The organism is Streptomyces lasalocidi (assembly GCF_005280215.1).
Classification (GTDB): Bacteria; Actinomycetota; Actinomycetes; order Streptomycetales; family Streptomycetaceae; genus Streptomyces; species Streptomyces longwoodensis.
The window spans coordinates 374,683-387,084 of the sequence record NZ_SZNQ01000003.1; the positions used below are offsets into that span (position 1 = coordinate 374,683).

General features: G+C 68.8%; 15 protein-coding genes. 9 read left to right on the top strand and 6 right to left on the bottom strand.

Annotated features, from left to right (window positions below; genetic code table 11):
• Positions 1–81 precede the first annotated feature (81 nt).
• From E4U91_RS37240 to E4U91_RS37255, 5 genes are all read left to right on the top strand, one after another.
• The gene (locus E4U91_RS37240) at positions 82–1,086 is read left to right on the top strand and encodes a hypothetical protein (RefSeq protein ID WP_137311420.1); all 1,005 of its coding nucleotides are present in this window, start codon (positions 82–84) and stop codon (positions 1,084–1,086) included.
• On the top strand, positions 1,086–1,751 hold the full coding sequence (locus E4U91_RS37245) for a hypothetical protein (RefSeq protein WP_137311421.1): 666 nt from the start codon (positions 1,086–1,088) through the stop codon (positions 1,749–1,751). The genes E4U91_RS37240 and E4U91_RS37245 overlap by 1 nt, the downstream gene beginning before the upstream one ends.
• A gap of 254 nt (positions 1,752–2,005) precedes the next feature.
• A complete protein-coding gene (locus E4U91_RS38360) occupies positions 2,006–2,149 on the top strand; it encodes a hypothetical protein (RefSeq protein ID WP_168218321.1) in 144 nt (47 codons plus the stop codon).
• 90 nt (positions 2,150–2,239) lie between these two features.
• Positions 2,240–2,845: an SMI1/KNR4 family protein gene (locus E4U91_RS37250; RefSeq protein WP_137311422.1), complete on the top strand. Its 606-nt coding sequence runs from the start codon at positions 2,240–2,242 to the stop codon at positions 2,843–2,845.
• 123 nt (positions 2,846–2,968) lie between these two features.
• Positions 2,969–3,310, top strand: a complete 342-nt coding sequence (locus E4U91_RS37255; protein WP_137311423.1) for a hypothetical protein — start codon at positions 2,969–2,971, stop codon at positions 3,308–3,310.
• On the opposite strand, the gene E4U91_RS37260 is transcribed toward E4U91_RS37255, so the two are convergent.
• The gene (locus E4U91_RS37260; RefSeq protein ID WP_137311424.1) at positions 3,307–4,278 is read right to left on the bottom strand and encodes an ATP-dependent DNA ligase; all 972 of its coding nucleotides are present in this window, start codon (positions 4,276–4,278) and stop codon (positions 3,307–3,309) included. The two genes, E4U91_RS37255 and E4U91_RS37260, sit on opposite strands and share 4 nt — an antisense overlap.
• Positions 4,279–4,760: 482 nt before the next feature.
• Between E4U91_RS37260 and E4U91_RS37265 the strand changes: the two genes are divergently transcribed.
• The 3 genes from E4U91_RS37265 to E4U91_RS37275 are packed head-to-tail and all read left to right on the top strand — an operon-like array spanning position 4,761 to position 6,711.
• Complete coding sequence (locus E4U91_RS37265; RefSeq protein WP_137311425.1) at positions 4,761–4,982, top strand: hypothetical protein; 222 nt, start codon at positions 4,761–4,763, stop codon at positions 4,980–4,982.
• Positions 4,979–5,872, top strand: coding sequence for an XRE family transcriptional regulator (locus E4U91_RS38365; protein WP_241678975.1), 894 nt, complete (start codon positions 4,979–4,981; stop codon positions 5,870–5,872). Before E4U91_RS37265 ends, E4U91_RS38365 begins: the two co-directional genes overlap by 4 nt.
• Positions 5,873–5,883: 11 nt before the next feature.
• A complete protein-coding gene (locus tag E4U91_RS37275; RefSeq protein WP_137311426.1) occupies positions 5,884–6,711 on the top strand; it encodes a hypothetical protein in 828 nt (275 codons plus the stop codon).
• Positions 6,712–6,889: 178 nt separating this feature from the next.
• On the opposite strand, the gene E4U91_RS37280 is transcribed toward E4U91_RS37275, so the two are convergent.
• The 5 genes from E4U91_RS37280 to E4U91_RS37300 all read right to left on the bottom strand — a co-directional run bounded on the left by E4U91_RS37280 (position 6,890) and on the right by E4U91_RS37300 (position 11,111).
• The gene (locus tag E4U91_RS37280) at positions 6,890–7,405 is read right to left on the bottom strand and encodes a lamin tail domain-containing protein (RefSeq protein ID WP_422070956.1); all 516 of its coding nucleotides are present in this window, start codon (positions 7,403–7,405) and stop codon (positions 6,890–6,892) included.
• Between the two features lie 526 nt (positions 7,406–7,931).
• Complete coding sequence (locus tag E4U91_RS37285; protein WP_137311428.1) at positions 7,932–8,591, bottom strand: hypothetical protein; 660 nt, start codon at positions 8,589–8,591, stop codon at positions 7,932–7,934.
• A gap of 349 nt (positions 8,592–8,940) precedes the next feature.
• A complete protein-coding gene (locus tag E4U91_RS37290; protein ID WP_137311429.1) occupies positions 8,941–9,378 on the bottom strand; it encodes a hypothetical protein in 438 nt (145 codons plus the stop codon).
• 414 nt (positions 9,379–9,792) lie between these two features.
• Positions 9,793–10,755, bottom strand: coding sequence for an ADP-ribosylglycohydrolase family protein (locus tag E4U91_RS37295; RefSeq protein ID WP_137311430.1), 963 nt, complete (start codon positions 10,753–10,755; stop codon positions 9,793–9,795).
• A 140-nt stretch (positions 10,756–10,895) separates the two neighbouring features.
• Positions 10,896–11,111, bottom strand: a complete 216-nt coding sequence (locus E4U91_RS37300; RefSeq protein WP_241678976.1) for a DNA ligase-like domain-containing protein — start codon at positions 11,109–11,111, stop codon at positions 10,896–10,898.
• Positions 11,112–11,194: 83 nt separating this feature from the next.
• Between E4U91_RS37300 and E4U91_RS37305 the strand changes: the two genes are divergently transcribed.
• Positions 11,195–12,349: a hypothetical protein gene (locus tag E4U91_RS37305; RefSeq protein ID WP_137311431.1), complete on the top strand. Its 1,155-nt coding sequence runs from the start codon at positions 11,195–11,197 to the stop codon at positions 12,347–12,349.
• Positions 12,350–12,402: the final 53 nt, after the last annotated feature.

Here is a 12,402-nt window from a genome sequence, read left to right on the forward strand (position 1 = left end):
CTAGCTGACCCGCGCCTCCCCTGCTTGGGCACTCACAGCCCCCGCTCCTGAGTAGCCTGGCCTGGGCGTTAGCCTCAGCGGATGATTCCTCAGCCGCCACCGAAGGTCATCACGCGTCACCGCGACGGGCGGATCCACGCCTACGTCGTGGGCGCTGGCGTCTACGGGACGCTGGAGCAGGCAGCGGTGTTCCGGCCGCGGGATGGAGACGAGGTCGTAGCGTCGGTGGTCCGGCAGGATCTGGAACGGGTCGTGTACACGACGCTGAACGGAGTCGTCTGCCTCACGCGTGCCGGCGACCTTGTGTGGGCCTCGGACTTCGAACCGCACTCCGACGTACGTCATGGCCACCGGCCTGGCTGTGCGCTGTCTCTGGACGGCCGGACGGTGTGGGTCTACCGGCCGGACGCGATGGCGGGCCGCGGGGGCGGGGACCAGTGGGTCGTGCACGACGCCGACAGCGGTGTGGTTATCGCCCGCCGGGAGTTGGAGACGGTCGGTCACGGCGCCTTTCACCACCTGCATCCCGGGGACGGCAGCATCTACCTCGACATCGGTGAGGGCCAGGACGGCTCCGTGATTCTCCGGGGCACGGTCGGGGCGGACAGCGAGCCGGAGTTCGTGACGTATCCGTGGTCGGACCGCTGCCTGATCGACCTGGCGCCGTCAGGGCAGCAGTTCATGACCGTGGACCACGGGCAGGCGGACGTCGCCTTCCACGATCACCCCGACGGGGGCGTGCTCTTCACGCTCCCCGTTGAAGCCTTCGGGTACGACCCGCAGGATTCCTTCGTGGAATGGAGCGGCGGCTACCTGACCGAGGACACGGCCATCGTCACCCTGGGCGGTGAGAGTCAGGACGAGCAGGAGTGGTTCCGTTATCACCTGGTCGACGTACGCACGGGCACCCTCAGCGGCGAGTTCACCGTCGAGGTGAGCAACCCGTACGAGCTGGTGCCCCTGGGTGACGGTTCCTGGCTCACCAGCGGCGCCGGCGGCGACCCCGTCCGTTGGTCCCGCGCTCCGCAGCCGTTCGCACCGCCGCGCCCGGCCGAATCAACCTCTCCCTGCGAAAGGCAGAAGTGATGACGGCGGACACGCGATTGCCACTGATCCCTCAGGCGCCTGACGGCCTGAGCCGACGAGCCCGCTACTTCGTCGAGGGGCACGGGCTGCGTGTTCCACACCGCGACCTCACGCTCTATCGGGAGGTATGGCTACAGCACGGGATACCACCTGCGGAGATCGACCGGGCCGTGGCCTTCCAAGAGCGCTGGGGCGGCATCGCTCTGCCCCCTGCCCCCGCATACGAGGGCGGCCCGCGGGTTCTGGAAGCCGATGTGCCCGAAGGCTCGGCCGTGAGCGGATGGCGGTTCTCGGCAGGCGGCTGTCGGGTCTCGATGGCCTACGCGTTCATGATCGGGCCGGGAGGCGAGTTCGGGATCGACGCCGACCACTGGACACCGCTGCACGCCAGCACAGAGGGTTGGGTGGAAGCCCTGGCTCTGGCCGACCATGCGGGTCACTGGGCCAAGACGATCACGAAGATCAAGGGTGGCGCCGTTGAGGAGCTGGACCTCGACGGATTCGAGCCGGTACCTGAAGTCCAGGGACTTGCTGACACCTGGTGGCGGGGCAAGGAATCTTTGATCGCCGTCTACCGCGGCGAAGCCTCGGGCTTTGACGCCCCCCACTGCCTCAGGGCCCATATCTACGGCGGACTTGATGCGTGGGGCCTGGGTGGCACCTGACCTCCGAAGGCCAAGCTCGTGGGTCCCGCCGCTGAGCGTTCGGGTTAGCCGTAAGGGCCAAGTAGAGCGCCAAGTCACACGGAGGTCAGCGGGCGTACCTCACGCCCGCAATTCCAGGTCGGCGAGGCCTGCACAATGTCCTTCCGGGTGCAGGTGCCACGGCTCGGCGAGATCTGTCGGGGCCCACCGAACCGCGGCACCTGCGCGATGTCGGTGTCCGTGCGCATGCGGTGTCACCCCAGACATCGTCCACCATGCCCCCGCCTGGAACGTCGCCCGCCCAGTTGATCGCCGCGGGCCTCGGCGTCGCGCCCCTGACCCGCATCAACCCGGTCCTGCCCCTCACCCGGGCCTCCTGCACCGGCAACCGCCACCGCAAGTTCGTCCACGGCAAGTGAGGTTGGGAATGGATCGGTTGCCGATAGTCGCACCGGTGTTGCCGTGCCGACTGGGTCGATGCCGTGATGACCTGCGAAAGGTGATGGACCGTGGCCTGGCTTGACGACGTGATGCGCATCATGCCCGCCCATCCGGGCGCCGGTGACCCCGTGAACTGGGACGTCATCGAGGCCAGTTGGGGAACACGCTTTCCCGACGACTACAAAGAATTCACCGCTGCGTACGGGGAAGGCGCCGTTGATGACTACTTGGAGCTGATGGCGCCTGAAGCCTATGTTGCTCCTGGCGGCGAGTCCTTTTGTTCGGGCATGCAGCAGGAGTCAGCGAACGCCGAGGATTTGTGGCGGACTGCCAGGCCGGAGGCAGCGAAGGTTCCGCGCCTCATCACCTGGGGTGTGGATTCCAGCGCTGACATCCTCTGCTGGCTGGCCGCGGACAGTGATCCGAACAAATGGCCCGTATTGGTATGGGGGCGGGGCGATGCGCGATGGACCGAGTATTCATGCGGAATGCTGGAGTTTCTGTGCCGCGTATTCCGTGCGGAATTCGAAGAGTGTCCGCTGAGCGATCTCTCACTCTGGGGGGCTGCTTCGCCATGCTTTGTGCACAGGGCTGAGGAGCGGCGGCTGAGGAAGGCTGGACTCGATCCCTGGACAGGTGAACCCGATCCCTTCGCCGGGATGTTCGGAGACTGACGCTCACCGGCGTGTCCCGGGCGTCCCGACGGCCGTGATCGGCGAATGGCTGTAACGGGCCTGAACTGTCGGTTCCTCATGTCATGCTGGCAGCAAATTAATGAACAGGCGAGGTGGGAAACGATGAGGGCTCAGTACTACGCCGCCGACAGTGAGAGTGGCGACCACATCGATGACCCTTCTGAAGATGCGCTGTTCATGATGATCAGCAACCTCAACGACTCCGACAACACCTTTGTCGTCGTTCAGTCCGATGAGAACGACCCCGGCTGGTTCGCCTCCGCGGCTGTCCTGGACGAAGGCGGCTACGAAATCGTCCGCCGCGACGCCTCCCGCAACGAACACGAGGTCACCACGGCGGCCAGCATCAACGACATCGCCCGCGACCTCACCATCTGGATGGCCGCCCGCGACTTCCCCGGACGGTCAGCCAGACAGCGCAGAGAGTCAGAAGACAGCGTCTAACCGAACAGCGGCACCTGCGTTACATCGACGTCGGTGCGGACGCGGTGCGGGCGGGCCGGGTGGCGGAACCGTCCGGCAGCATCCCGGGCGACATCGACCGCCACTTCCAGCACCACCGCGGGCTCCACCAGGACGACGTCCAGCGTGCGCGGTGTTCCCCAGTCCGCCGAGAACGCCCACCCCTGCCACGGGTGCGTGCCCGTCGGCCGGGCCAGCACGTCGCCCAGGGCCCGCCCGAACCGCGCGGACAGCGTGGTGCTGCGCCCGGCGTACTGGAGCCGGCCCGCGGTGTCGTAGCGGCCCAGCAGCACGGTCCGGGGCGCCTGCAGGGGGCCGGTGACGGCGCCGATGATCGCCTCGGTGGTGGTGCGCACCTTGTACTTCCGCCAGGTCCGGGCGCCCCCAGTGTAGGGCTCGTTCAGCCGCTTGAAGCACAGGCCCTCCAGCCCGGCCGCCGTCCACTCCAGCCACCCCCGCGCCACGGCCGGGTCGGTCGTCGACGGGCACAACGTCAGCGGCGCCACGAGCCGGCGCTCGGCAAACAGAGTCTCCAGTGCCCCTCGCCGCCGCTCGTACGGCCAGCCGGTCAGGTCGGCCCCGTCCGCGTGGACCAGGTCGAAGACCACGAAGTGCGTCGGCCACCGGCCCGCCCCCTCCACCGCGCCGCTGCCGCGCCGGGCGAGGCGCTGCTGGAGCCGCTCGAAGGCGAGCCGGCCGTGCTCCCACACCACCAGCTCACCGTCCAGGCCGGTGCCCGCGGGCAGCTGCGCGAGGGCCGCTTCCCGGATCTCGGGGAACGAGGCGGTCATGTCGGTGCCCTGCCTCGAGCGCAGCAGCACCCGCCCGCCGTCGTGTACAGCGAGCTGGGCGCGGAAGCCGTCCCACTTCGGCTCGGCCGCCCACCCGGCAGGCAGGGCCGGGCTGTCCACGGCGGTGGTGAGCATCGGCTCGGGCAGCGTCCACAGCATGCCCGCAGGCCTTCCACGCAGCCCGCGAAGCCACTCGCGTGCAGACACTGAATGCGGTCAGGGCATCAAGCACGATCGGTGACAGGGCGGTGCCCGGCCGGGACGTGGCGTGCTGGACGCGCGCGGATCGCGGCGCGGGGGAGGGGTCGTGCGGCCCCCTCTTGGGTGTTGCTTCAGCACAGGGGGCCGCACGGAGTGCGGCGTCGAGTGGCGCCTTCGCCTTCCATGATGGCGGACAGGCCAGTGCTGGCGGTCAGAAGTGACGTATCAGCCCCAAAGTGCTGAACGTTCGGCCGTTCCGTTCGGGTGAAGGGGTGGCGGGAGGTAGCGCATGGTGGCGTATCCGTTCATTGTTCCGTAACTCCATGATCACGTGGCGTGGTGAGCCGGGGGGCGGTCATGCTGGCGGTCCTTCCTGATAGTGCTTCAGCACCACTGTCAGGAAGGGCTGTTGTTGCCTTCGCTCACAGAAACCGAGTGCAATGTCGAGTAAGAAGGTGGTGACCGCTGCCGTGCTGGCGGTGGTCCTCACGTGGAGCACGATCATGATCGTGCTCGGGCACGCGGCCGCCGCTGCGGTCCTGCTGCCCTCCCTGGGCCTGCTCATCCAGCAGATCGTCCAGGCCCTCACCGCGCCCGACGGCCCCATCCGCCCGGCCGGCGCCGGCCGGACGGGGGCGGACAGTCAGGAGGGGGCGCGATGATGCCCCTGCCCGGGCCGTCCCACCAGCCCCCGCCCCTGCACACCACCGCCAAGCGCGGCCGCCCGCCCGCGCCGATCTCCCCGGACGCCGGCCCCTCGCACTGCGCCTGGCTCGAGCCCGTCCGCCACGCCCTGTTCACCAGCGGCCTGACCCTCGACGACCTCGTCGTGCGCTCCGGCTACTCCAAGACCCGCATCAGCCAGCTCCTGCGCGGCAACGACTACTACCCGCCCTGGGAGATCACCTTCAGCGTCACCCGCGCCCTGGGCCTGCCCACCCGGCCGCTGCGCCGCCTGTGGGCCGCGGCCGCCCGGGAAGCCGACAAGGCCGACGACTGGATCAAGAACTGCATAGACCAGGTCGCCCACGACGGCGAGGAGCCGCCCCTGCCCTACCAGGCGTTCACCGACGACGTCCGCGGCATCTACACCGACTACGCCCGCGCCTTCCTCCTCACCGACCAACGAGCCCGCTGGGTCGTCTCCCAGACCTTCGACATCCTCTGGGTCTGCTGGGACACCGCCACCGCCAGCGAAAACCTGCACCGCTACGCCTGGCGCCTGCTGCGCTCACGCGTCATGGCCCGCGCACCGCGCCACCGCGACGGACGCCCCGACCTGCGCGCCGCAGTGTTCTCCACCCGCGCAGTCCACGACCACCCCGACACCCCCGGGCACCTCGTCGTCTTCACCGAACTCATCGACCTGCTCGACGCCATCACCCGCCTGCCCGACGACCAGATGGACATCGCCGTCCTGCAGCACCTGTGCGGCACCCCCCACCCCGCCATCGCCCGCATCCTCGGCATCGCCCCCGCCCTCGCCCGCGCCGTCGACCACCACGCCCGCGCCGCCCTCGAAGCCCTCCTCACCACCCCGACCCCGGAGTGATCCCGCCCGCCATGACTGCCATCGACCAGCTCCTCGCCCGCGCCCGCCTCCACCCACAGCCCGACGTCCCCGACGACAGCGCCCCCTACGAAGACACCCCCTACCCCGCCGACCACCCCCACCCCCCACACCCCGCCCACCGCGACCCCCGTCACCAGGCCGCCGCCCGCCACCTGACCACCCTGTGCGAGACCGCCCTCGCCACCGTCACCCCCACCACCCTCACCTTCCTCACCGACCAGATGCCCGACCTGCACTCCGCCTGGCTCCTGGGATGCGCTCTGCACACCGCCGGCCTCGAAGAAGGCGCCCGCTTCTGGTGGCAGTACGCCGCCGGCGACGGCCACGCCCCCGCCTGCTACTGCCTGGCCCTCCACCACCAGGCCCGCGGCGAACAGCACGCCGCCGACTTCTACCAGCACCAGGCCCACCGCATCACAGCAGCCACCGACACCGACAGCCTCACCGTCGTCGGCACCTGCCCCACGCAGACGATCAGCTTCGACGCCAGCCTGCCCACCGTCCTGCACACCCTCAGCCGCCTCTACGCCAGCCCCGGCACACCCCGCCTGCGACGGCGCCACCGCATCGACGCTCTGACCACCTACGTCGCCGACACCGTCAGCCGGCACTACACCCGCCACCCGGGCATCGAAATCCCGGTGCCGGAACCACGCTTCGCCGAACGCGTCACCTGGCTGCTGACCGCCACCCTGCCATGGACGCGGCGAAGCAAACCGTCCCGGCCCTCCGGGCCAGACCTGCCGGCCCGTCAAAGAACACGCTCGGACTACGACGACCATCCGCTGACGGCCAGGACCTGCACGTCCACGACCTGACAGCCCGGCGCGGCCCTGGCCTTGCACAGCATGCACGCCGGCCAGAGCCAGCGGCCGCCGCACTACTGGCGGGGAGCGGCACTGGCCGCCGTCGTGACGACGGCGCGCCAGGCTCAGGGAGCCGGACGCGCCGCATCAGGTCACCGGGTGCGGGTGCCGCCTGCACCCGGTCGTGGTGTCAGCGGCGGTTGCCGCCCCGGTCGCCCCGGTCGCCGCGGTCGCCGCGGTCGCCCCAGCCACCGCGGTCGCCGCGGTCGCCGTGGTGGTGGCGGTCGCGGTCGTAGCCCCAGGAGACCTCGTCGATGAAGCGGCCGCGGTCGTTGCGCAGGGTGGCGGTGTCGGAGCGGTTGTCCCACACGTAGTTGCGGCGGTCCTGGTAGAGGTCGGTGCGGCTGTCGCGGCCGACGCCGGTGTGGATGCGGACCGTGGCGCGGCCGGCCAGGCGGTAGTCGTCGAAGGTGTAGGTGTGGCCGTCCTCGTCCTCGAGGGTCCAGCCGTCGAGGTTGACCGCCTGACGGGCCGTGTTGGTGACCTCCACCCACTCTGCGTTCAGTGAGCGGTTCGAGCGGTCGTCCGGGCCCGGGGAGTTGTACTGGACGGCCGAGATCTCCACCAGGTGGCGCGGGGCGCGGGAGTGGTCGTCGGCGGACGCCGGCAGCGCGGCCACCGAGATGAGAGCGCCGGCTGCGAGCACGGCAGCAGCGAGACGACGACCGGTGACGGAAGCGGAAGCGGACAAGAAGTCCCCCTGAAGGGTGCGGGCACCCCCCGGTCAACGGCCGTGAAGGCCGCCCGGAGGTGGTGCGGTGTGCGGGTTGCGACCGGCTGGCCGCACACACACTTTGTCCACGTCAGGCAGAAATCGAGGACAAAACATGAGCCCTGTTACTCACTGCTCATGTTTCAGTGACCCACAGATGCATTCTCCATTTATGTCCCAAATGCACGATGTTGACGGTCCGACAGATACAGCTGCTCCGTCAAGGCATGGGTTGCTTCCCGCGGTCGCCAGGACGCGCCACCCGGGGGACCGCCCCGCAATCACCCGAAAGTGAGTAACAGCCCTTGGGACCGAGTACGGGGTCGCGCTGCTGGGCCGGGCCCGGAGGCGGTTGGCATCGGCTCGGGCGAAGCCCATGACATGCCCGGTGGCCTTCCAAGCGGTCCGGGGAGCCATCCGCGTACTCGGAGCTGCCAGCCGAAGGGCCGGGCGCCGGGGGTCAGCGGATGTCGAGGACTTGGGCTGCGGCGTCGGCCTCCCGCTCCCTCAGCACCTTCCAAGCGTTCTCTGTTTCCCTGTGGGCGTTCAGCCAGCGTTCCTGCATGGCGGCCAAGCGGCCGTAGGCCTGGCGCAGGTAGCCGGTGCTCTGTTTGCAGTTGACGTCGACGCGGGCTGCAGGCTGGGCGGTGAGCGGCTGGTCCGGACTCAGCCCGGCGGCAAGGCTCTGCGGATCCTGTGCCTTTACGCCTGCCTGCTGCACGCATGTGCGCCAGCGCGCGGTGACACGGCGGTAGGCGGGGTCCCGTGCCAGTGCCTGAAGAGCGTCGCGCTCGCCCTGGTCAAGCTGGAGGCGCAAGGTGAGGTCGCGTTGGCGGCCGCCCGGGCCGAGCAGCCGGGTCTGTGCCTCGGCGAGGCACCCCGTGGCAGGCCGGCTCACGCGGATCACCTTGTTACGGGCGGAGATCCTCTGCTTCGGGTCGCCGTAGAGGGCCTGGGTAAAGGCTTCTCCGCGTGGGCGTTCCGAGGGCAGCGCGGAGGGCGGGACGGCGTTGGAGGGCGGATCGAGGGTCTCGATGCCGAACTGGGCGGGGCAGCCTTCGTCGGAATCCGTCTCGGTCTGCGCGGGCGCGGGTTCGTAGCGGAAGCCGCGCTGTGCCATGCAGGTGGAGATCAGCCGCTGCTCGGCCTCGTGGACTCGCCGGGATGTCGCGGTGGGCGCCTGAAGCAGTGGGCGCAGAGGGAGCCGGGCGCGCAAGGCCGCGGGCTGCGGGCGAAGTTGCTGAGTGTCCTGTGGGGCGGAGGAGCCGTGGCGGTCGTGCAAAGTCCAGACGGCGAGGCCAGCTACGGCGAGGAGAGCGAGGACTAAGGAGACGATGCCGAGCGGCCTGCGCCGCGTTCCGGGGAAGGGCGTGGAGCGTGTCGAGGGCATTGACGGTCTTCTCTCCGTGCCGTGGGCCGGGGACAGCAGATGACGTGGCCTGCTGCCCCCGGCCCGGTGCAGTGAGGGGTCAGTAGCAGTGGATGCTGGTCCTGGCCCGTACCTGCAGGGAGCTCGCCCGGTTTTGCAGGCTGGACGGCAGGTAGTCGATGGAGGAGCCCGGGTTCACGCAGAACAGGAAGCCGCCCCAGTCGCTGCCGACACCTGTGTAGTAGTGGCTCTCGTAGTTGCCGCTGCTCGAGTTGCTGGCGGAGTCCACGTTGTTGTGCACCACCTGGCCGCCCCCGGCGCGGCTGGTCAGCTGGTTGAAGGTGTCGTTGCCGAAGTCGGTGTCGCTGTCGAAGTACGAGTGGCGGGCCGAGTCGTTGATGCCCAGGTAGAACACGCAGTGGTAGCCGGACGCGCAGTTGGGCCCGGCCGAGGCCGGGGAAGCCCCGAACAGCATCCCGGCTGAGGCCGCCACCGCGGTCAGAGCACTTACTACCGCCAGTTTCTTGCGTGCGCGCATGCAGTCCCTCGTTTCGGTGGGGTCGTAGGAGCGAACGCCCAGGCAGACGTTCGCCGGGGTGCCGCCGCGCTTGGCGCCTCAGAGTCTCCGCGAGCACGAGACCGCATGACTAGACCATTTTCGGCATGAACGGAACAAAGCGATGATCGTCGATCATTCGTACAAGTTGGGATGAGCTACACATGGGCGCCGGGTCATCTACCGAAGGGTTGAAGCAGACGGCTGGACAACTGTTGGCCTGCGCTGCTCCAGCGTGAGAGCCGGCACCCAGCAGTGCCTCGCCCGGCGCGAGAGCGGCGCGGTTCAGGGGGCAGGGCAGTGGCTGGCGCACTTCGTGGTCTACCCATAAGGAACGTCGGCAGTGGAGCCGCTCGAAAGCGAGCCGGCTGTGCTCCCACATCACCAGCTCACCGTTTATGCGGGCTGCGACGCCTGTCTCATCGACGGCCCCTCCATGAGGCGCTCTGCAAGGCGGAGTAGATCTGCCAGGTGCAGCACCCGTCCGTCGAAGCCTGGGAGGGGGACATGGAGCGGTTGGGTCCAGCGGGCGGGGATGGCGTCCAGCCCGTAATACGCACCTGCGAGGCCTCCGGTCACTGCGGCGACGGTGTCTGTGTCGCCGCCGAGGTCGATCGCCGCGCGTATCGCGCCTTCGAAGTCGTTGGTGGTGCGTAGGGCCCAGACGGCGGAGCCCAGGCAGGGCCAGACGGCGCCGTTGAACTCGGTTGCCTGATCGGGGTGCCAGTCGGGGGCGAGGACGGTGGCGTAGCGGCCGCGGTGGTCGGGGTGGACAAGGGCCAGGATGTCTGAGAGCGCGGCGAGGGGGTCAGTGTCCACGAACGTGAGGCGGATGAGCTCGTGGAAGATCGCGGTGCCTTCCCAGGCCGCGCGGTCGCCGTGGGTGAGAGCAGCGATGCGGTGGGCCGCGTCCATGGTGGCTTCCTGGCCAGCGGGTGCGAAGTGAACCGCGGAGGTAGATGCCCGCATCAAGGAGCCGTTTCCCGCCGCTCGTTGGTTGACCTGGAAGTGGATCGCGGCGGCGAGGTCCCAGGGCATGCCGTTGGTCAGGACGTCTTCGGTCTGCAAGCCGATGTCCTTCGGCTCTGATGCCGCCCACCGCTGGAAGCGGGCGAAGATGTCCGGAAGATCCAGCCCGCCCCGCTCCAGCAGCGACTCCGCGACCAAGACGGCCATCTGCGTGTCGTCAGTGGCCTCGCCGGGGTCCCAGCCACCACCTCCGCACATCTCGCCACCGGCACCAGGCGCGGGAAACCGCGCAGAGAACGCTCCCTGGGGGCCAAACTCGAAGGGGGCGCCCAGAGCGTCGCCCACCGCTGAGCCGACGACCGCGCCGGCCGCTCGCTGAATCCGCTTCATTCGCGCAGGTTATCCGCGCCGTACCGACGGCCGCATGGCCCGATTGCCTTCCTCGGCTTCGCGAACTATCGGAAGCGAACACGTCTCGTCTACGGAGGTGCACCGCCTGAGACACCTTGGGCCTGAGACACCCGTACAGGTCACATAACACCGTCCAGGCCGGTGCTCTCCGGCAGCTGCGCGAGGGCCGCGGCGCGGGTCTCGGAGAACGAGCCGGTCATATCGCTGCCCTGTATCGAGCGCAGCAACACCCGCCCGCCAGCGTGCACAGCGAGCTGCGCACGGAAGCCGTCCTTCTCCAGACTGGGCGGTGTCTCATGACACACCGTCTTCGCTCCGTCAGCCCTTGGCTCCATGCCTCCTTGTTGGCCTGCTCGCTGTTGGGGTGAATTGGCCCAGCCGTCCCGATGGTCTACGGGATCACAGCGAGAATGCAGCCATGACAGATCAAGGTCCGGCGATACCTACCGCAGTTCTGGCCGATGAGGTGCAGATGGAGGCTCTGGCGGGGAGCGCGGCCACCGTGGAGCGCTCCATGTTTGGCGGTGCGACCGTCGTGATGGGCCCGTCGGGGACTGTAGCCATCACGGAGGTGGGCGATGCGCTGGACCGGAGCTGCGTGTGGAATGCCGAGGAGGTTCGCCTGGTGGGCCAGGCCCCGGCACCGGTCATGGATCGCCTCGTGGGGCGACGAGGACGAGTGGGCGCGGACCAGACGTCGCTGCCCATCCACCTGGCCGTCCGGGTCGGAAAAAGGTTGCTGTACCTGGGCACCGGCCACGTCGGGCACGCGACGACGGTGCTGCGGCCGGGCTGTACCGACTATGTACTGACAGACTGCCTGCTGCGCCTCCGAACGCCGCTGCATAGGTCAGTTCTCGATGTGGTCCGCCCACTCCACTTAGCGCCGGGCCTACCGGACCTGCGGTGGCTCCGGCACGTGACCGACAACCGGGCGGTAGCGCTTGAGCAGTTCATCACGGGCTGGTACCCGGACACCGGCCATGCCGCGTGCTCACCGAGCATGCCGGAACCGTCACGGCCTTTGCCCGAGGGATTGGAGCATCTGTACCGCTTGGCGCGGCAGCGACCGGCCGTACTCGGATCTCAGAATCACATCGTCCCTGAGCACGAGCTCCGTACCGACCACCTGGGCGAACTACTGGTCTTCGGTGTCGAGAACCAGGGATGCTTCTCCTGGGGCCTGCTGTGGACATGCTCCGAGCCGGAGCCTGATCCAACCGTCTGGTTTCGCGAGTTCGACGAAGCCCCGATCGCCGAGAATGAACCCCTCAGTGGATTCCTCATCCAGTTCTCGCTCTTCGAAGCCGCCATGGGCGCCGACTACACAGCACTGGCCGACAGGCTCACAACACGCCAAGCAGAGCAGCTCACAGCAAGACTCCACCCTGTGCCTCTACGCCCCTTTCGGCCATGGGCTCTGACCCGCTTTTACGTCGCTCCCGGGCTCGTCGTTTACGTATCGGACGAAGGTACAGGCGACGGGATCGAGGTGGGGGCCGGCGCTGTGCACCGAAGCGCTCTGCAGCCTTTGCTGAGTGCCGATGTCGAGTGGAGCCGATTCGACGGCTGACGTGTGGCATGCGATTCCCGCTGTAGGGCCACGAAGGACGGCAGACACGCACC

Coding starts and splice junctions, on each gene's coding strand:
- E4U91_RS37240 (WP_137311420.1), top strand. CDS start 82: ATGATTCCTCAGCCGCCACCGAAGGTCATCACGCGTCACCGCGACGGG.
- E4U91_RS37245 (WP_137311421.1), top strand. CDS start 1,086: ATGACGGCGGACACGCGATTGCCACTGATCCCTCAGGCGCCTGACGGC.
- E4U91_RS38360 (WP_168218321.1), top strand. CDS start 2,006: ATGCCCCCGCCTGGAACGTCGCCCGCCCAGTTGATCGCCGCGGGCCTC.
- E4U91_RS37255 (WP_137311423.1), top strand. CDS start 2,969: ATGAGGGCTCAGTACTACGCCGCCGACAGTGAGAGTGGCGACCACATC.
- E4U91_RS37260 (WP_137311424.1), bottom strand. CDS start 4,278: ATGCTGTGGACGCTGCCCGAGCCGATGCTCACCACCGCCGTGGACAGC.
- E4U91_RS37265 (WP_137311425.1), top strand. CDS start 4,761: ATGTCGAGTAAGAAGGTGGTGACCGCTGCCGTGCTGGCGGTGGTCCTC.
- E4U91_RS38365 (WP_241678975.1), top strand. CDS start 4,979: ATGATGCCCCTGCCCGGGCCGTCCCACCAGCCCCCGCCCCTGCACACC.
- E4U91_RS37275 (WP_137311426.1), top strand. CDS start 5,884: ATGACTGCCATCGACCAGCTCCTCGCCCGCGCCCGCCTCCACCCACAG.
- E4U91_RS37285 (WP_137311428.1), bottom strand. CDS start 8,591: ATGGCACAGCGCGGCTTCCGCTACGAACCCGCGCCCGCGCAGACCGAG.
- E4U91_RS37290 (WP_137311429.1), bottom strand. CDS start 9,378: ATGCGCGCACGCAAGAAACTGGCGGTAGTAAGTGCTCTGACCGCGGTG.
- E4U91_RS37295 (WP_137311430.1), bottom strand. CDS start 10,755: ATGAAGCGGATTCAGCGAGCGGCCGGCGCGGTCGTCGGCTCAGCGGTG.
- E4U91_RS37300 (WP_241678976.1), bottom strand. CDS start 11,111: ATGGAGCCAAGGGCTGACGGAGCGAAGACGGTGTGTCATGAGACACCG.
- E4U91_RS37305 (WP_137311431.1), top strand. CDS start 11,195: ATGACAGATCAAGGTCCGGCGATACCTACCGCAGTTCTGGCCGATGAG.